This window comes from Xanthomonas euvesicatoria, from assembly GCF_013112235.1.
GTDB lineage: Bacteria > Pseudomonadota > Gammaproteobacteria > Xanthomonadales > Xanthomonadaceae > Xanthomonas > Xanthomonas euvesicatoria.
The window spans coordinates 3,759,455-3,776,277 of the sequence record NZ_JABFFS010000001.1; the positions used below are offsets into that span (position 1 = coordinate 3,759,455).

The window sequence follows — 16,823 nt, forward strand, 5'->3', positions numbered from 1 at the left end:
CGCTAATCCCCAATCTCGAACCGATCTGCATCCAACATCGCGGGAAAACGGGCGCGGTGCTCGGCCAGCGCAGTTGCGCTGATGGTGGTGGTGACCACCTGCTCGCGTTCGCGGATTTCCACCTGCGGCTGACCGAGGAAATCGATCACCGCGCTGTCGCCGGCGTAATGCAGTTGGTTGCCATCGATGCCAATCCGGTTGACCGCCGCCACGAAACACAGGTTTTCGATCGCGCGTGCGCGCAGCAACGTCTTCCACGCGTAGGCGCGGGCGGACGGCCAGTTGGCGACGAACACTTGCAGATCAAAATCCATCTGCCCCGGGCGTTCGACATCGAAGCGGTTGCGGCAGAACACCGGAAACCGCAGGTCGTAGCAGACCTGCGGATTGATCCGCCAACCCTTCCATTCCACCGTCAGCCGCTCGCGCCCGGCCGCATAACGCAGATGCTCGTTGCCGAAGCGAAACAGGTGGCGCTTGTCGTAGTACTGCAACGCCCCATCGGGCGTGGCCCAGAGCAGCCGGTTGAATACCCCGGCATCAGTGCGCAACTGCACGCTGCCGGTGACCGCTGCACCCAGGCGTGCGGCTTGCGCACGCACCCACGCCACGGTCGGCCCGTCCATCCCTTCGGCCTTGTCGATGGCGTCGTTGGAGAATCCGCTGGTGAAGGTTTCCGGCAGGATCACCAGATCGGTCTGCCCGGCCAGCGGCTCCAGCAGCGCAGCGTAATAGTCGCGGTTACCGGCCGGGTCATGCCAGCGGGTGTCGCCTTGGATCAGGGAGATGCGCAGGTCGTTCATAGAGAGGCGGGATTTGGGAGGCGGGATTCGGGATTCGAAACAGCGGATGTCGGGCGGCTTGGTGCTATCGGTTTCGTGTGGATTCAAAGCAACGAACAGCGCGCCGCCGTTGCCAATCCCGAATCCCGAATCCCCGCCCGTCAGAGCTTCTGCAGGCGCTCGATCGCCGCATCCAGCGTCGCATCGTTCTTGGCAAAGCACAGCCGCGCCAGGCGCTGCCCTGCAGGCGCGTTCTGGTAGAACGGCGACAATGGGATCGCGGCCACGCCCTTCTCGATCGTCAGCCACTTCACGAATTCGGTATCGGGCAGATCGCTGATGGCTGAGTAGTCCACCAGCTGGAAGTAGCCGCCGGGCACAGGCAACGGCTTCAAGCGCGTGGCCAGCAGCCGTTCGCGGAAGCGGTCGCGCTTGGCTTGGTAGAACGCGCCCAGTTGCTCGTCGTGTTCGGGCTCGTCGCGGATCATCGCAGCAAAGGCGTGCTGGGCCGGGCCGAAGCTGGTGAAGGTGTTGTACTGGTGCACCTTGCGGAATTCGGCCGTGAGCGCCGGCGGTGCGATGGCGTAGCCGATCTTCCAGCCGGTGCAGTGGTAGGTCTTGCCGAAGCTGGAAATCACCAATGCGCGCTCGCGCAGTTCCGGCCAACGCAGCACCGATTCGTGCCGGCGGCCATCGAACACGATGTGTTCGTAGACCTCATCGGACAGCAAAAAGATGTCGGTGCCGCGCAACAGCTCAGTCAGCGTCTGCATGTCCTCGGCCGACAGCATCGCGCCGGACGGGTTGTGCGGCGAGTTGATCATCAACAGGCGCGTCTTTGGGGTGATCGCGGCGCGTAGCGCAGCCCAGTCGACCGCAAAGGTCTGCGGGTGCAGCGCCACATGCACGGCACGTGCGCCGGCCAGATCGATCGCCGGCTCGTAGCAGTCGTAGGCCGGGTCCAGCACGATGACCTCTTCGCCGGCGCGCACCACCGCGTGGATGGCGTTGAAGATCGCCTCGGTGGCACCGCTGGTGACGGTGATCTCGGTGTCGGCATCGACCTGCGCGCCATAGCAGCGCTGTGCCTTGCCGGCGATGGCCTGGCGCAACGCGGCCACGCCGGTCATCGGTGGATACTGGTTGTGGCCGGCCGCCATGGCCTTGCTCAGTTCGTCGACCAGCCGCTGCGGCACCGCGAAATCGGGAAAGCCCTGGCCCAGATTGACCGCGCCGTGCTCGGCCGCCAGCTGCGACATGACGGTGAAGATGGTGGTGCCCACCTTGGGCAGCTTGGTCGTGAGGGGCATGGTGCCTGTCCGGACAAGAAACGGGGGACCGCGAGTGTACGCAAAGCCGCCAGCCGGTTGCGCCCGGACGCTGCAAAACAGCGTTCCCTGACACATCGCGGCGCCTGCGGCGATGCCGCAGGCGTCCCCGGCATGCCACCATCGTCGCTACAATGCGCGCCCGGTCCGGCGCGTGCCTGCCCCGGCCCTTCCCCATGCCGTCCTGCGACCCGAGCCTGCTGCACCGATGATCGAACCGCTGCACACCGCACCGCCGCTGCTGGCGGCGCACGCCCTGGCCTTCAGTCGCAACGAGGAGCCGGTGTTTGGCCCGCTCGATTTCCATGTCGATGCCGGCGAAGCGTTGCTGGTGCAAGGCGACAACGGCGCCGGCAAGACCACGTTGCTGCGCGTACTGGCTGGCCTGCTGCACGTGGAGCGCGGGCAGATCCAGATCGATGGCAAGACCGCCAAGCGCGGCGACCGCAGCCGCTTCATGGCCTACCTCGGCCACCTGCCCGGCCTGAAGGCCGACCTCAGCACGCTGGAGAACCTGCACTTCCTGTGCGGCCTGCACGGCCGTCGCGCCAAGCAGATGCCCGGCAGCGCGCTGGCGATCGTCGGCCTGGCCGGTTACGAAGATGCACTGGTGCGGCAATTGTCGGCTGGCCAGCGCAAGCGGCTGGCGCTGGCACGGCTATGGCTGTCGCCGGCGCCGCTCTGGTTGCTGGATGAGCCGTACGCCAATCTGGATCTGGATGGCATCACCCTGGTTAACCGAATGATCTCCGCGCATCTGCGCGGCGGTGGCGCGGCGCTAGTCACCACGCACGGCGCGTATGCAGCGCCACCGGTGCGCACCCGCATGCTCACGCTGGAGGCAGCGGCATGAGCACGCATTCGCCGCAACCCTCGCTCTGGCAGGCGGCCCGCGCCCTGCTTGCCCGCGACCTGCACCTGCTGTGGCGACGCCGCAGCGATGCATTGCAGCCGGCACTGTTCGCATTGCTCATCGTGGTGTTGTTCGCGTTGGGACTGGGCGGACGCCCGGACCTGCTTGCGCAGGCCGCGCCGGCGGTGCTGTGGCTGTCGGTGTTGCTGGCTGGCCTGCTGTCGCTGGACGCCTTGTTCCGCAGCGATGTGGAAGACGGCTCGATGGAGCAGTGGCTGCTGGCACCGGTGCCGTTGGCCTGGTTGATCGCAGTGCGCGTGCTGCTGCATTGGGCGACCAGTGCGCTGCCGCTGATTGCCGTGACGCCGCTGCTGGGCGAATTGCTGCACCTGCCGCATGACCAATTACCGGTGCTGCTGGCATCGTTGGCGCTGGGAACGCCGCTCCTGAGCCTGCTCGGCGCTGTCGTTGCGGCACTGACGGTGACGATGAAGCGCTCTGGTATTCTCGTGGCGTTGCTGGCGTTGCCGCTGTACGTGCCGGTGCTGGTGTTTGGTGCCGGCAGCGTGGCGGCCAGCGGACAAGGGCAGGATGCGGTGGGTGCGTTGTTGTTGTTGGGCGCCGGACTGGTGATCGGCGTGGTCCTGGCACCGCTGGCTGCGGCGGCCGCGATCCGCATTTCGTTGAGTTGAGCGCTGCACTCGATGCATTGTCGATAGCACGTCCCGCACAACGCGTTGTTGCTGTTTCGAGAGCCAATGCCATTCCAAAGGCTACTGCCATCGCATGAACGTCGTCGTCCGCTGGTTCCATCAACTCGCATCGCCCCCGATCTTCGACCGTTTTACTGCGCGCTGGGCACCCTGGTGCTACGCGCTGGCCGCGTTGCTGCTGGGTGTGGGCATCTGGCAGGCCTTGTTTGCGGTGCCGGCGGATTACCAGCAAGGCGACAGCTTTCGTATTCTCTACATCCATGTGCCGAGCGCGTGGATGAGCCTGTTCGTGTTCGGGCTGATGGCGCTGTATGCGGCCATCGCGTTGATCTGGCGCATCAAGATCTGCGAGATCCTGGCGATGGCGTGCGCGCCGATCGGCGCTGCGTTTACCGTGATCACCTTGCTGACCGGCAGCATCTGGGGCAAACCGATGTGGGGCGCCTGGTGGGACTGGGACCCGCGCCTGACCACCGAATTGATCCTGCTGTTTCTGTATCTGGGCGTGATCGGCCTGTATCACGCCATCGACGACCGCCGTCAGGCGGCGCGCGCGGCGGCGTTGCTGGCCATCGTCGGGGTGGCGCTGCTGCCGGTGATCCGCTATTCGGTGGTGTGGTGGAATTCGCTGCATCAGGGCCAGAGCATCCGCCTGCTTGGGCCGTCCACCATCGACGCAAGCATGCTGCTGCCGCTGTGGTTGATGGTGATCGGCACCAAGTTCTGGTTTGTCGGGTCGCTGTTGACGCGCGCTCGCGCCGACAACCTGCGCCGCGAGGCGGGCAAGGCCTGGATCGTGCGCGATGCGCAGGAGAGTGCGGCATGAGCTACCTGCCTTACGTCATCGCCGCCTATGCGGTGTTCGTGCTGGTGCTGCTGTGGGATCTGATTGCCGGCCGTTGGCAGGTACGTCGCGCCCTGAAGACCGCCCAGGCGCGCCGTCTGCGCGAGCGCAAGCGCGCGGTGCCCAGCGATGCGGAGCTGATCCGGTGAACCCGCAACGTCGCCGCCGCCTGTGGCTGGTGCTGGCCTTGGTGCTGGCCGGCGGGCTGGCAACCACGCTGGTGGCCATGGCCTTGCAGCGTAACGTGGCCTACCTGTACACGCCCTCGGAAGTGCTGCGTGGCGATGCCGGCGCGCATTCGCGCTTCCGGCTTGGCGGCATGGTCGAAAAAGGCTCGTTCAAACGCGCCTCCGGTGCATTGGAAGCGCAATTCCGCGTCACCGATGGCGATGCGCAATTGCCCGTCAGTTACGACCGCATCCTGCCGGACCTGTTTCGCGAGGGGCAGGCAGTGGTGGCCACCGGCCGCATGCAGAACGGCATCTTCGTCGCCGAAGATGTGCTGGCCAAGCACGACGAAACCTATATGCCGAAGGAAGTCGCCGACAAGATGGGCAGCGCGCATCGCAAGCACGATGTGCCGACAGCTGCGGGCCAAGCTGGAGAGCTGCATTGATGGCGTGTGTCAGGAGATCGGCATTTCTGCAGACAGGTGGCTTGCGCGGCGGGTGCGTGGCTAACGATGTCGCCGTGCGTTGGCAAGCAGGTGCAACCGCTGCAGTAATGCGAACTCTGCAATGCACCTTCCGTCGTGGCACGGACCCACGCTCGACAACGCGCCGACCCGATGCTTCCTGAACTCGGGACGTTCCTGCTGGTGCTGGCCCTGCTGGTGGCGCTGGTGCAGGCCGTGGTGCCGCTGGCAGGCGCACAACGCGGACGCAGCAGCTGGATGGCCGTGGCGCGGCCGGCAGCGCTGGTGCAGCTGGCACTGATCGCATCGGCCTTTGCCGTGTTGACGCATGCCTTCTTGGTGCAGGATTTTTCGGTGCGCTACGTCGCCGAGAATTCCAACAGCCTGCTGCCGGTGATGTACCGCTATTCGGCGGTGTGGGGCGCGCACGAAGGCTCGCTACTGCTGTGGACGCTGGTGCTGGCGTTGTGGACCGGCGCGGTGGCGATCTGGTCGCGGCAGCTGCCGGCGCATGTGATCGCGCGCGTGCTCGGCGTCATGGCGCTGGTGAGTATTGGGTTTCTGGCGTTCCTGCTGTTCACCTCCAACCCGTTTGCGCGGTTGTTTCCGGTGCCGCCGGAAGGTGGCGACCTCAATCCGCTGCTGCAGGATCCGGGGCTGATCGTCCATCCGCCGATGCTGTATTGCGGCTACGTCGGCTTTGCGGTGCCGTTCGCGTTCGCCATCGCCGCGCTGCTGGAAGGCCGTATGGATGCGCGCTGGCTGCGCTGGACGCGGCCGTGGACCAATGTCGCCTGGTCGATGCTCACCGTGGGCATCGCGCTCGGTAGCTGGTGGGCGTATTACGAGCTGGGCTGGGGGGGCTGGTGGTTCTGGGACCCGGTGGAGAACGCCAGTTTCATGCCGTGGCTGGTGGGCACCGCACTGCTGCATTCGCAGGCGGTGACCGAAAAGCGCGGCAGCTTCGCCAGCTGGACCTTGTTGCTGGCAATCGCCGCCTTCGCGCTGTCGCTGCTGGGCACCTTCCTGGTGCGCTCGGGCGTGTTGACCAGCGTGCATTCGTTCGCCGCCGACCCGTCGCGCGGGCTGTTCATTCTGGTATTCCTGCTGGCCGTGGTCGGTGGTTCGTTGCTGCTGTATGCCCTGCGCGCGCCGCTTCTGTCGGTGGCGGACGATCCGCGTCGCGCATTCGCCGGCAGCTCGCGCGAAACCCTGCTGCTGTTGAACAACCTGCTGCTCACCTGCGCCTGCGCCATGGTGTTGCTGGGCACCTTGTACCCGCTGCTCGCCGATGCGTTGGGACTGGGCAAGTTGTCGGTCGGCCCGCCCTACTTCGGCACCTTGTTCGTGGTGCTGATGGCGCCGCTGGTGGCGCTGCTGCCGTTCGGCCCGCTCACCCGCTGGCAGCGCGAACAGGCCTCGCGGCCGGTGGCGATGCTGGCGCCGTGGGCAGGCCTGGCGCTGGCGGCCGGCGTGCTGGCCTGGTTGGTCGCGCCGCAGGGACAGTTGAAAGCCGCCTTCGGTGTCGCCGGTGCAGCCTGGGTGCTGCTGGGCACCGCGCGGTTCCTGTGGACGCGGCGGGCGGCCAAGGGGCGCAGATTCACCGCCGAGATGCTGGGCATGGTGCTGGCGCACCTGGGCGTTGCGGTGTTCCTGTCCGGTGCCCTGCTGGTGGAGGGATTGAGCCTGCAGCGCGAAGTGGCGCTTGCGCCCGGGCAGCAGGTACAGATCGGCCGCTATGCCCTGCATTTCGACGGGCTGGAAGAACTGCGCGGGCCCAATTACGTGGCCGACCGTGCCAACCTGCAGGTGCTCAAGGACGATGCGCCGGTGGGCGCGCTGCAGGCCGAAAAGCGCCGCTACGCCAGCGGTGGCCAGACATTGACCGAGGCGGCGATTCGTCCTGGCCCGTTTGGCGACCTGTATGTCGCCCTTGGCGAACCGCTGGGCAACCAGGCCTGGGCGGTGCGTGTCCACCTCAAACCGTTCGTCCGCTGGATCTGGCTGGGAGCGCTGCTGATGGCGCTTGGCGGCCTGGTGACCGCGGCCGACCGGCGTTTTCGTCGTTCTCCGGAGATCCAAGATGGTTGAGTCACGTTCGCCCCGCCTGCCCACTGCGGTTCTCGTGGGCGCCATCGTGCTGCTGCTCGCCCTGGCAGCGCTGCTGGTCTACGCGGTGGTGCGCTCCGGTCAGGACGATCGCGATGCCCTGCCCTCTGCGTTGATCGGCAAACCGGCGCCGGAATTCGCGCTGCCGCTGCTGCACGACCCGGCCATCGTGGTGCATGCGCGCGAATTGCGCGGCGCGCCGTACATCATCAACGTGTGGGGCAGCTGGTGCCCGGCCTGCCGCGAAGAACACCCGGTATTGAGCCGCTTCGCACTGACCAAGCGCGTACGCGTGATCGGCTACAACTGGAAGGACGAGCGCAACGATGCGCTGCGCTGGCTCGAACAACTCGGCAACCCGTATCTGCTGGTGGTCGCCGATCAGGATGGCCGCACCGCCATCGATTTCGGCATTGCTGCCGCGCCGGAAACCTTCTTGGTCGACGGGCGTGGCGTGGTGCGTTGGAAGTACAGCGGCATGCTGACCCAATCCATCATCGACACCCAGTTGATTCCGGCGCTAAGCAAGATCGAACGTTCGCCCACCGCCGCACCGGACCTGCACGCCAAACAATGACCCGCTGGCTGCTGACGCTAGTGTTACTGCCCTGGCTGGCATTCGCCCAGCCGGTCGGCGATCCGGCGCCGCTGCGCTATGCATCGGCCGAAGAGGAGGCGCGTTTTCACGCACTCACCGCCGAGTTGCGCTGCGTGCAATGCCAGAACCAGTCGCTGGCCGATTCCAACGCGCAGATTGCGCAGGACCTGCGCCGGGAGGTGCTGGCGCTGATGCACGAGGGCCGCAGCGATGCGCAGATCCGCCAGTTCCTGGTCGCGCGCTATGGCGAGTTCGTGCTGTATCGCCCGCGGGTGGAGTCGCGCACCTGGCTGCTATGGTTCGGTCCGCTGCTGGTGTTGCTGCTGGGCGCGGGCGCCGTGGTGCGGGTGGTACGCAAACGCAGCGTGGCCGCGCCCGCCGTGCCTGCCGATGAGCAGGAGTGGTGATGGCCGGCTTTGTCGTCGCGGGGATCGTGATTGCGCTACTGGCCTTCGGCGTGGTGTTGCGCCCGCTGTGGCGCGAAGCGCGCGGCCTGGCCGCAAGCGTGGCAGTGTTGCTGCTGGCCGCGAGCACGGCGTTGTACTGGCTAGTCGGAGCGCCAGGCGCCATCACGCAGCCGACCGATCGCCCGGCCACGCCACGTTCGCTGGATGAAGCCATCGTGCAGCTGCGCGCGGCGCTGGCCAGTCACCCCGAACAGGCCGAGGGCTGGGTGTTGCTGGGGCGCTCACTGTCCAGCCAGCAGAAATTTGCCGAAGCGCGCGATGCCTTCGCACGCGCGGTCGCACTCCGTCCGGACGAAGCGGACGTGCTGGTCGCCGCGGCGCAGGCGCGCATGCTTGCCGACGACAGCGGCCGCCCGGACCCGGAAGCCATGCGCCTGCTCGAACATGCGCTGGCGGTGCAACCGGACCACCAACGCGCGCGCTGGTTCCTGGGGGTGGTGCAGCGCCAAGCCGGTGAGCCGGCCAAGGCCAGTGCGACATGGGAGCCGCTATTGCGCGTGGTCGATGCCTCCACCCGCCCCGGCCTGCTCGAACAGATCAATGCCGCCCGACAGGACGCCAGGCTCGAGCCGATCCAGGCACCGGCTGCGCCTACCGCCGCTGCAGCGAGTGGCAAACGCCTTCAGGTGCGCGTGACGCTGGATGCCGAATTCGCCAAGCGCGCCGGACTGCCCGGCGATACCAGCGTGTTCGTGATCGCGCGCGCGGCCGACACGCCGATGCCGGTGGCGGTGGAAAAACACGCGCTGCGCGAGCTTCCATTGACCATCACGCTGGACGATGGCGACAGCCCGATGCCGACGCGCACGCTGTCGTCGCTGGACAACGTACAGCTGCTGGCACGGCTGTCGCGCAGCGGCAACGCCATGCGCCAGGCCGATGACGTGGAGAGCGCTCCGGTGACGGTCGCACTGCCTGCGGCCGCGCCGGTGGAACTGGTGATCGGCCGCTGATGGCCGACGCAATGCGTGTGATGGGCGAGGTCATCGACCTAACTGATGCGGGCAAACACTCGATCTTCGTGCAGCCATGCCGCTGTACTGAAGGTACATCACGCGTGCATCGACACAGATCGAGCGGCGTTTGCGATTGCCTGCTGAGCCGGATGTTCCGTTGTCTACATGCGCATGCAGACGAATGTACGCACCGCCGGCCAGCAGCCTAATCGCGTATCAAATGAGCGCCCCTCGCTTCGTGTATTTCCCATCTCACATGCCCCCAGCACCCTCGCGCAGTGCCAGCTAGAATTGGCCCATGACTGAATTCATCCCTGCCGGCACGCTGTACCACGCCCTGCCCTCGCCGTTTCCGATGAAGCGCGGTGGCGTGCTGCATCAGGCACGCGTGGCGTACGAGACCTGGGGCACGCTGGCCGCAGATCGCAGCAACGCGATCCTGATCGTCACCGGCCTGTCGCCCAATGCGCACGCGGCGGCAAACCAGGCCAACCCCGAGCCGGGCTGGTGGGAAGCGATGCTGGGCCCGGGCAAGCCGATCGATACCGCACGCTGGTTCGTGGTCTGCGTCAATTCCTTGGGCAGTTGCAAGGGCTCGACCGGGCCGGCCTCGGTGAACCCTGCAACCGGCGCGCCGTATCGCCTCACCTTTCCGGATTTGTCGATCGAAGACGTGGCCGACGCCGCAGCCGATGTGGTACGCGCACTGGGTATCGCGCAACTGGCCTGCCTGATCGGCAACTCGATGGGCGGCATGACCGCGCTGGCGCTATTGCTGCGTCATCCCGGCATCGCGCGCAGCCATATCAATATCTCCGGCAGCGCGCAGGCATTGCCGTTTTCGATCGCAATCCGCTCGTTGCAACGCGAGGCGATCCGGCTGGATCCACACTGGAACGGCGGCCACTACGACGATGCCCGCTACCCGGAATCGGGCATGCGCATGGCGCGCAAGCTCGGCGTGATCACCTATCGCTCGGCGCTGGAATGGGACGGTCGTTTCGGCCGCGTGCGACTGGATTCCGAGCAGGCGGCAGATGATCCGTTCGGGCTGGAATTTCAGGTGGAAAGCTATCTGGAAGGCCACGCGCGCCGCTTCGTGCGCTTCTTCGACCCCAACTGCTATCTGTACCTGAGCCGCTCGATGGACTGGTTCGACCTGGCCGAGCATGTCGACGAGCAACCGGCTACCGACTCTGCCATCGACCACGCCCATGCAGATGCCCTGCCCGCCTCCGCCAAGCCGCAGACCGGCGTCTCGACCGCCGACACGGTGCTTGCCGGCCTGGCGCGTATCCGCATCGCGCGTGCGCTGGCGATCGGTGCCAACACCGACATCCTGTTCCCGGTGCAGCAGCAGGAGCAGATTGCCGACGGCCTGCGTGCCGGCGGCGCCGATGCGCACTTCATCGGCCTGGATTCGCCGCAAGGCCATGACGCGTTCCTGGTCGATTTCGCCCGCTTCGGCCCAGCGGTCCGCGATTTTTTGCAGGACTGTTGAGTTCCTTGAACGTCGCTCTGCGCCGCCGGATCTCGGCCGATGCTGCTGGAAGATGACGACCGTCACCGCTGTTTTTTCCGGCTGGGCAGTTGATGCGTGATATGCGCGCAGATCGCACCGGCAAGCCACACCATCCAACAGAGCAACGCGAATGCGCTATCAGGGACGTCTCAGCGACTGGAATGATCACAAGGGCTTTGGCTTCGTCACGCCCCATGGTGGTGGCGACCGCGCATTCGTCCATATCAGCGCATTTGCACAGCAGACGCGTCGCCCGCGCGATGGGGAGATCATCACGTATGCAATCGAACGCGATGCGCACAAACGCCTGAATGCCACGCAAGTGCGGTGGGCAGACCGTACCACCGCCGCCAGGACCGAACAGCGTCGCAGCGGCTTGCCACGCAAGACGCTGGCTGCGGTGTCGATGCTCGCGTTGGCGGCGGCCACGCTGATGCACGTGGTACCGGTGATCGTCCCGCTCTGGTACGCGGCGGCCAGCCTGGTCACCCTGCTGATCTATGCGATGGACAAGTCGGCCGCGCAACGCAATCAATGGCGCATACCCGAATCCAGCTTGCACCTGCTGGCGCTGATCGGTGGCTGGCCAGGTGCATTGCTGGCGCAGGAAATCTACCGGCACAAGTGCAGCAAGGCGGCGTTTCAGCTGAGGTTCTGGCTCACGGTAGCGTTGAACGTCAGTGCACTGGTACTGGCAGTGACCGAGACCGATCTGATGGCCGCGCTTGCGGTGCTGTTTGATTGAACGCGATCAACAACGCGCGGCCCGGCGATCAACTCCCACCCTGTGACCACGTTCGAGGACCTCGGTGATCGGCTATGCGTTCTGGTCGAGCAACTCCAGCGTTCCCTCACGCATCCGGTAATGCCGTTGCACGACACCGGGCGGCAGCGCGTCGTGGGTGATCATCACCAGCGAGCGTTCGCCGAGTGCGGCGGCCAGGTCGACCAACAGCGCGTGGGCGGTATCCACGTCCAGACCATCGGTGGGTTCGTCGAGCAACAGGATCGGGGCATCGCGCAGCAGTGCCCGCGCGAGGGCGAGCCGGCGCGCCTGGCCGGCAGACAGCGTGGCGCCGTTTTCGCCAACCCAGGTGTCCAGACCGTCGTTCGCGCTGGCCCACGCGCCCAGGCGCACCTGTTGGAGCACCTGCCACAGTGCGGCATCATCGGCAGCGGCGTCGCCGATGAGCAGGTTGTCGCGCACGCTGCCGGCAAACACCGGCGCGTTCTGTGGCAGCCAGGCGATACGCTGGTGCCATTGCGCCTGTGCGAGGTGGCGCAGGTCGATGCCCGCGTAGCGCAGCTGCCCGGCCTGCGGATCCCACAGGCGCAGCAACAACGCCAACACTGTGCTTTTACCGCTGCCGCTATCGCCACTGATGGCAATGCGCTCGCCCGGCGCCAGGGTCAGATCGAGCGCGTGCAGCACCGGGCGCACGCTACCGGGCCAGGCAAACGACACCTGCTGCAATTGCAACGTGCCGGTGCGCGGCACGTCGATCGCGTGCGCCGGATCGCTCACCGATGGCGCTTGATCGACGATGGCCTGCAGGCGCCTGGCGGCAACGCGTGCGCTTTGCAGCGCCTGCAATGCCAGCCCTGCACCGGCCCAGACTTCCAGCAACGCCATGGTCAAAAACACCAACCCCGCAGCGAGCTCGGCGGCGATCAGCCCGCGTTCGGCCGCGCCAAGTGCCAGCCACAGCATGCTGGCCAGCCCCAGCCCGCCGCAGAGCGCATGCAGCAGGTTGCCTGTGATCAGCCGTCTGCGCTGGATGCGATCGCCGCCGGTGACGGCGGCGGCGGCGGCGTCACTGCGCTGCAGCCAGGCGCCCTGCGCGTCGACCGCAGCAAGGTCGGCCGCGCCCTCCAGGCCTTCGAAGGCCTGCGTGCGCAAGGCCGTGCGCTGCTGTGCACGCAACTGCTCGCGCTGCGCGCCGCCACGTGCCACCTGCCACGGCACCAGCCCGCCGATCAACAAGCCAAGCACCAGCAACAAGCACGCAGCGGGGAGATAGATCAGCGCAGCGGCGGCGACACCACCTAACCAGATGCCGAGCAATGCGGCCAGCGGTGCCAACGCGCGCACGCTCAGGCCGTCGACCTCGCCGATGTCGGACATCAACCGCGCCAGCAGATCGCCGGTCCGGGTGGCCGACAATCGCCCGGGCGCCAGCGGCAAGGCGCGGCGAAAGAACCACACCCGCAGATCGCGGGCGATGCGCAAGGTGGCATCGTGCCCGATCAACTTTTCGCCGTAACGCGACACGATACGCGCGAAGGTCAAGGCGCGAATGCCGGCCGACGGCGAGAAAAAGTTGAAACCGGTCCCCATGCCGGCAACGCCTGCCAGCGCAGCGGCGGTCAGGAAGCTGCCGGACAAGCCCAGCAGGCCGACACCGGCAAGCATGGTGACCAGCACCAGCACTGCCGACAACAGCAGGCGCCAGGCATGCAGACGAAACACATCGCGCAAACGATCAGGCTGGGGGCGGCTCATGGTGCCTCCAGCGTGACCGGCACGCCGCGCAGATCGATCACCGTGTCGGCCCAACGCATCGCCGCAGCGCTATGCGTCGCCAGAACGACCGCACGGCCGCGCGCAAAGATGCCCAGCGTCCGCAGCAATTCCGCTTCGGTGTCCGGGTCCAGAAAGGCGGTGGGTTCGTCCAGCAGCAACACCTCCGGCTCGCGCAACAACAATCGCGCCAACGCCACGCGGCGGGCTTCGCCACCGGACAAACCAAAGCCACGCTCGCCGATCACGGTGTCCAGGCCGGCCGGCAAGTGCGCGGTAAAGCGCAGCACCTGCGCCGCCTCGGCCACCGCGTGCAGGCGCGCATCGCTGGCCTGCGGGTCGGCCAGGCACAGGTTGTCGGCAATGCTGGCGTGAAACAGGTAGGGCCGCTGCGTGGCATATCCAATGCGCGCCCCCGGGCGCACGGCCACGCTGCCCGCCTCGGGTGCAAGCCAACCGGCGAGCCCTTCCAGCAGCGTGCTCTTGCCGCTGCCGCTGGCACCGATCACCGCAACGCGCTGGCCGGGCTCCAGCGTCAGTGCGAACTCCTGGACCACCACCTGCGGCGCGCCGGCAGGACGCAGCGCCAATCCACGTGCCTGCAACAAGGGCGCATGCGCTTGCGCCGGCTCCAGGGCACGTGCGGGTAGCACTGCGGTGTGCGCGGCGGCATCCGGCTGGAAACCCTGCAGCAAGCGCTCGGCTTCGGCCACGGCAGCCAAGGCGTTCGCGCGGTCATGGTAATGCGCGGCCAAGCGCCGCAGCGGTGCGAAGAATTCCGGCGCCAGCAAGAGGCAGAACATGCCGGCACCCAGCGACGGCATACCGTGCAGATGGAGCATGCCCAGATAGCTCAAGCCGAAGTACAGCGCTACGATCGCAACGCTGACGGAGGCAAAAAACTCCAGCACGGTGGAGGACAGGAATGCGATGCGCAACACCTTCAGCGAGCGCTCGCGCACGCCCTCGGCAGCGGCGGCAATGCCCTGCAATTCAGCCTGGCCGCGGCCATACACGCGAAGCAATCCCAGGCCCTTGAGGCGATCGGCAAAATGCCCGCCCATGCGCGCCAGTTCGCCGAGTTGTTCGCGCCCTGCGGCCTCGGCGCCCCAGCCCACCAGCATCATGAAGAACGGAATCAGCGGCGCGGTGAGCAGCAACACCAGCCCGACCACCCAATCGACCGAAAACACCGCGATCAGAATCAGCGGCGGCACCAGCACCATTTCGATGCGAGCGAGCTGGTAGCCGACGAAATAGCCTTCCAGCGCATCGGTATGCGCCAGGCTCAACTCGCCCAGTTCGCCACTGCGTTGCCGGCGCAACCATAGCGGCCCGTGCTGCACCAGGCGTTGCGCAATGCGTGCGCGCAGTTCGCGCTTGGCCACGTCGGCCACATCGCCGGCCAACGATTGCGCCCAGGCATTGAGTAGCGCGCGCCCGATCAGCGCAACCAGCAACCCCGCGCCCACGTTGCGCAATTGCGCCAATGCCAGGTGCTGCACCAGCACCGCCTGTACCAGCCAGGCGATCGCAGCCGATTGCACAAGCAGCAACGCACCCGACAACGCCACCGCCACGCCGGCGAGCCGCCGCGCGCGCGTGGCCGATGCGGCCAGCGCATCCAGCCAGTGGCCGCGTTGACGGCGCTGGGCGGGCGTTTCGCTGGCTTGCACGCTGGGCTGGCTCACGTCGCTCTTCTGAAGACTGCGCATTGCACGCGATTGTAAGTCGCCGCCTCCCGGTCGGGGATGGACAGTGTGACGCACCTGTTCAGGACCGCATTGATTTGGATCAACGCGGCCGGCGCGATAGCGGCAGATGATCGCCACATTCCTTACCGACCCTCAACCAGGCCCACCCGCCATGATCGACTCGACAGTTGTCGAACTGTCGCGGCTGCAGTTCGCAGTCACCGCGATGTACCACTTCATCTTTCCACCGCTCACCATGGGTCTGTCGTTCCTGCTGGGCATCATGGAAAGCGTCTACGTCATGACCGGCAAGCAGATCTGGCGGCGCATGACCATGTTCTGGGGTGTGCTGTTCGGCATCAACTTCGCCATGGGTGTCGGCACCGGCATCGTGATGGAATTCGAGTTCGGCATGAACTGGTCGTACTACAGCCATTACGTGGGCGACATCTTCGGTGCGCCGCTGGCGATCGAGGGACTGATGGCGTTCTTTCTGGAAGCCACCTTCTTGGGCCTGTTCTTTCTTGGCTGGAATCGCCTGAGCAAGGTACAGCACCTGATCACCACCTGGCTGGTGGCGCTGGGCAGCAACTTCTCCGCGTTATGGATCCTGATCGCCAACGGCTGGATGCAGAATCCGGCCGGCGCGGTGTTCAACCCCGACACCATGCGCATGGAAGTGGTGGATTTCGTGGCAGTGCTGTTCAACCCGGTGGCGCAGGCCAAGTTCGTGCATACGGTAAGTGCCGGCTACGTGCTGGGCGCGGTGTTCGTGATGTCGATCAGTGCGTTTTATCTCTTGCGGGGCAAGCATATTGAAATGGCACGGCGTTCGTTTGCGGTGGCTGCAGCGTTCGGCCTGCTGTCGTCGCTGTCGGTGGTGGTGCTGGGCGACGAGAGCGGCTATGCCGCCAGCGAACACCAGAAGATGAAACTGGCCGCCATCGAAGCGATGTGGGAAACCGAAGCCGCACCGGCCGACTTCACTGCATTCGGCATTCCGAACCAGACCACCCATCGCAACGATTACGCCATCAGGATTCCGTACCTGATGGGCTTGATCGCCACGCGTTCGCTGGATGAGCCAATTCCAGGCATTCTCGAACTGGTCGGCCGTGCCGAACACCGCATCCGCGGCGGTCAGATCGCCTACGGCGCACTGCAACGCATCCGCGCCGACAAGAACGACGCCCAAGCACGCAAGGTTTTCGATGCGCACTGGCAGGACCTGGGCCACGGCCTGCTGCTCAAGCGCTATCGCGACGATATCGGCAACGCCACGCCGGAGCAGATTGCCCAGGCCGCGATGGACACCGTACCGCGCGTGCTGCCGCTGTTCTGGACCTTCCGCATCATGGCCGCCATCGGCATGTATCTCATCGCGTTTTTCGCTGTCGCCTTCTGGTTTGCCTGCAAGCACAACTTCCAGGAAAAACGCTGGTTCCTGAGCTTGGCCCTGTGGACCTTGCCGCTGCCGTGGATCGCGATCGAATGCGGTTGGTTCGTTGCCGAATACGGCCGCCAGCCGTGGGCGGTGGAAGGGGTGCTGCCCACGTTCTACGCCGCCTCGGGGCTGGACCTTTACGAGATCGTGATGACGCTGGTGGGCCTCACCGCGCTGTACACGACGTTGTTGGTGATTGCGATCAAGTTGTCGCTGAAGACCATCAACAAGGGCCCGGAGGTGTTGTTCCCACCGATGCTGTCCAACGCATTGCCCGCCGCCCTGCAGGACCATGCCCCGTCGCGTCACGCACCGCTGAGTTCCGGAGCCGTGGCCGGCAGCGCACCGTAAGCAAAGG

At 66.1% G+C, this 16,823-nt stretch carries 16 protein-coding genes; 12 read left to right on the top strand and 4 right to left on the bottom strand.

The window, feature by feature from the left end; genetic code table 11:
* Positions 1-2 precede the first annotated feature (2 nt).
* Both HLH45_RS16225 and HLH45_RS16230 read right to left on the bottom strand, forming a co-directional pair.
* Positions 3-803 carry an amidohydrolase gene (locus HLH45_RS16225; protein WP_008573814.1) on the bottom strand — a complete coding sequence of 267 codons (801 nt, stop codon included), beginning with the start codon at positions 801-803 and terminating at the stop codon, positions 3-5.
* A gap of 140 nt (positions 804-943) precedes the next feature.
* The gene (locus HLH45_RS16230) at positions 944-2,092 is read right to left on the bottom strand and encodes a pyridoxal phosphate-dependent aminotransferase (RefSeq protein ID WP_008573813.1); all 1,149 of its coding nucleotides are present in this window, start codon (positions 2,090-2,092) and stop codon (positions 944-946) included.
* Positions 2,093-2,318: 226 nt separating this feature from the next.
* Between HLH45_RS16230 and ccmA the strand changes: the two genes are divergently transcribed.
* The 11 genes from ccmA (at position 2,319) to HLH45_RS16285 (ending at position 11,551) form a co-directional block, all read left to right on the top strand.
* Positions 2,319-2,963, top strand: coding sequence for a heme ABC exporter ATP-binding protein CcmA (gene ccmA / locus HLH45_RS16235; RefSeq protein WP_008573812.1), 645 nt, complete (start codon positions 2,319-2,321; stop codon positions 2,961-2,963).
* The gene (gene ccmB, locus HLH45_RS16240; protein WP_008573811.1) at positions 2,960-3,655 is read left to right on the top strand and encodes a heme exporter protein CcmB; all 696 of its coding nucleotides are present in this window, start codon (positions 2,960-2,962) and stop codon (positions 3,653-3,655) included. Before ccmA ends, ccmB begins: the two co-directional genes overlap by 4 nt.
* A gap of 94 nt (positions 3,656-3,749) precedes the next feature.
* On the top strand, positions 3,750-4,502 hold the full coding sequence (ccmC, locus tag HLH45_RS16245; RefSeq protein ID WP_008573810.1) for a heme ABC transporter permease CcmC: 753 nt from the start codon (positions 3,750-3,752) through the stop codon (positions 4,500-4,502).
* A complete protein-coding gene (locus HLH45_RS21845; RefSeq protein ID WP_008573809.1) occupies positions 4,499-4,669 on the top strand; it encodes a heme exporter protein CcmD in 171 nt (56 codons plus the stop codon). Before ccmC ends, HLH45_RS21845 begins: the two co-directional genes overlap by 4 nt.
* On the top strand, positions 4,666-5,136 hold the full coding sequence (gene ccmE / locus HLH45_RS16255) for a cytochrome c maturation protein CcmE (RefSeq protein WP_011347685.1): 471 nt from the start codon (positions 4,666-4,668) through the stop codon (positions 5,134-5,136). Before HLH45_RS21845 ends, ccmE begins: the two co-directional genes overlap by 4 nt.
* Positions 5,137-5,307: 171 nt before the next feature.
* Entirely contained in the window at positions 5,308-7,245 is a 1,938-nt protein-coding gene (locus HLH45_RS16260) for a heme lyase CcmF/NrfE family subunit (protein ID WP_008573807.1), read from the top strand.
* The gene (locus HLH45_RS16265; RefSeq protein WP_008573806.1) at positions 7,238-7,840 is read left to right on the top strand and encodes a DsbE family thiol:disulfide interchange protein; all 603 of its coding nucleotides are present in this window, start codon (positions 7,238-7,240) and stop codon (positions 7,838-7,840) included. Before HLH45_RS16260 ends, HLH45_RS16265 begins: the two co-directional genes overlap by 8 nt.
* Complete coding sequence (locus tag HLH45_RS16270; protein ID WP_008573805.1) at positions 7,837-8,268, top strand: cytochrome c-type biogenesis protein; 432 nt, start codon at positions 7,837-7,839, stop codon at positions 8,266-8,268. The genes HLH45_RS16265 and HLH45_RS16270 overlap by 4 nt, the downstream gene beginning before the upstream one ends.
* Positions 8,268-9,281, top strand: a complete 1,014-nt coding sequence (locus HLH45_RS16275; RefSeq protein WP_008573804.1) for a tetratricopeptide repeat protein — start codon at positions 8,268-8,270, stop codon at positions 9,279-9,281. The genes HLH45_RS16270 and HLH45_RS16275 overlap by 1 nt, the downstream gene beginning before the upstream one ends.
* A 301-nt stretch (positions 9,282-9,582) precedes the next feature.
* A complete protein-coding gene (gene metX, locus HLH45_RS16280) occupies positions 9,583-10,785 on the top strand; it encodes a homoserine O-acetyltransferase MetX (RefSeq protein ID WP_008573803.1) in 1,203 nt (400 codons plus the stop codon).
* Between the two features lie 151 nt (positions 10,786-10,936).
* Positions 10,937-11,551 (top strand): DUF1294 domain-containing protein, encoded by a 615-nt coding sequence (locus tag HLH45_RS16285; protein WP_008573802.1) that lies wholly within the window; start codon positions 10,937-10,939, stop codon positions 11,549-11,551.
* Between the two features lie 72 nt (positions 11,552-11,623).
* Here HLH45_RS16285 and cydC read toward each other — a convergent pair whose 3' ends face one another.
* Positions 11,624-13,309 carry a thiol reductant ABC exporter subunit CydC gene (gene cydC, locus HLH45_RS16290; RefSeq protein ID WP_008573800.1) on the bottom strand — a complete coding sequence of 562 codons (1,686 nt, stop codon included), beginning with the start codon at positions 13,307-13,309 and terminating at the stop codon, positions 11,624-11,626.
* Positions 13,306-15,042 (bottom strand): thiol reductant ABC exporter subunit CydD, encoded by a 1,737-nt coding sequence (gene cydD / locus HLH45_RS16295; protein ID WP_008573798.1) that lies wholly within the window; start codon positions 15,040-15,042, stop codon positions 13,306-13,308. Before cydD ends, cydC begins: the two co-directional genes overlap by 4 nt.
* A gap of 151 nt (positions 15,043-15,193) precedes the next feature.
* Here cydD and HLH45_RS16300 point away from each other — a divergent pair, with 151 nt between their 5' ends.
* Positions 15,194-16,816: a cytochrome ubiquinol oxidase subunit I gene (locus tag HLH45_RS16300; protein ID WP_046931928.1), complete on the top strand. Its 1,623-nt coding sequence runs from the start codon at positions 15,194-15,196 to the stop codon at positions 16,814-16,816.
* Positions 16,817-16,823: the final 7 nt, after the last annotated feature.

Coding starts and splice junctions, on each gene's coding strand:
- HLH45_RS16225 (WP_008573814.1), bottom strand. CDS start 803: ATGAACGACCTGCGCATCTCCCTGATCCAAGGCGACACCCGCTGGCAT.
- HLH45_RS16230 (WP_008573813.1), bottom strand. CDS start 2,092: ATGCCCCTCACGACCAAGCTGCCCAAGGTGGGCACCACCATCTTCACC.
- ccmA (WP_008573812.1), top strand. CDS start 2,319: ATGATCGAACCGCTGCACACCGCACCGCCGCTGCTGGCGGCGCACGCC.
- ccmB (WP_008573811.1), top strand. CDS start 2,960: ATGAGCACGCATTCGCCGCAACCCTCGCTCTGGCAGGCGGCCCGCGCC.
- ccmC (WP_008573810.1), top strand. CDS start 3,750: ATGAACGTCGTCGTCCGCTGGTTCCATCAACTCGCATCGCCCCCGATC.
- HLH45_RS21845 (WP_008573809.1), top strand. CDS start 4,499: ATGAGCTACCTGCCTTACGTCATCGCCGCCTATGCGGTGTTCGTGCTG.
- HLH45_RS16260 (WP_008573807.1), top strand. CDS start 5,308: ATGCTTCCTGAACTCGGGACGTTCCTGCTGGTGCTGGCCCTGCTGGTG.
- HLH45_RS16265 (WP_008573806.1), top strand. CDS start 7,238: ATGGTTGAGTCACGTTCGCCCCGCCTGCCCACTGCGGTTCTCGTGGGC.
- HLH45_RS16270 (WP_008573805.1), top strand. CDS start 7,837: ATGACCCGCTGGCTGCTGACGCTAGTGTTACTGCCCTGGCTGGCATTC.
- HLH45_RS16275 (WP_008573804.1), top strand. CDS start 8,268: ATGGCCGGCTTTGTCGTCGCGGGGATCGTGATTGCGCTACTGGCCTTC.
- metX (WP_008573803.1), top strand. CDS start 9,583: ATGACTGAATTCATCCCTGCCGGCACGCTGTACCACGCCCTGCCCTCG.
- HLH45_RS16285 (WP_008573802.1), top strand. CDS start 10,937: ATGCGCTATCAGGGACGTCTCAGCGACTGGAATGATCACAAGGGCTTT.
- cydC (WP_008573800.1), bottom strand. CDS start 13,309: ATGAGCCGCCCCCAGCCTGATCGTTTGCGCGATGTGTTTCGTCTGCAT.
- cydD (WP_008573798.1), bottom strand. CDS start 15,042: ATGCGCAGTCTTCAGAAGAGCGACGTGAGCCAGCCCAGCGTGCAAGCC.
- HLH45_RS16300 (WP_046931928.1), top strand. CDS start 15,194: ATGATCGACTCGACAGTTGTCGAACTGTCGCGGCTGCAGTTCGCAGTC.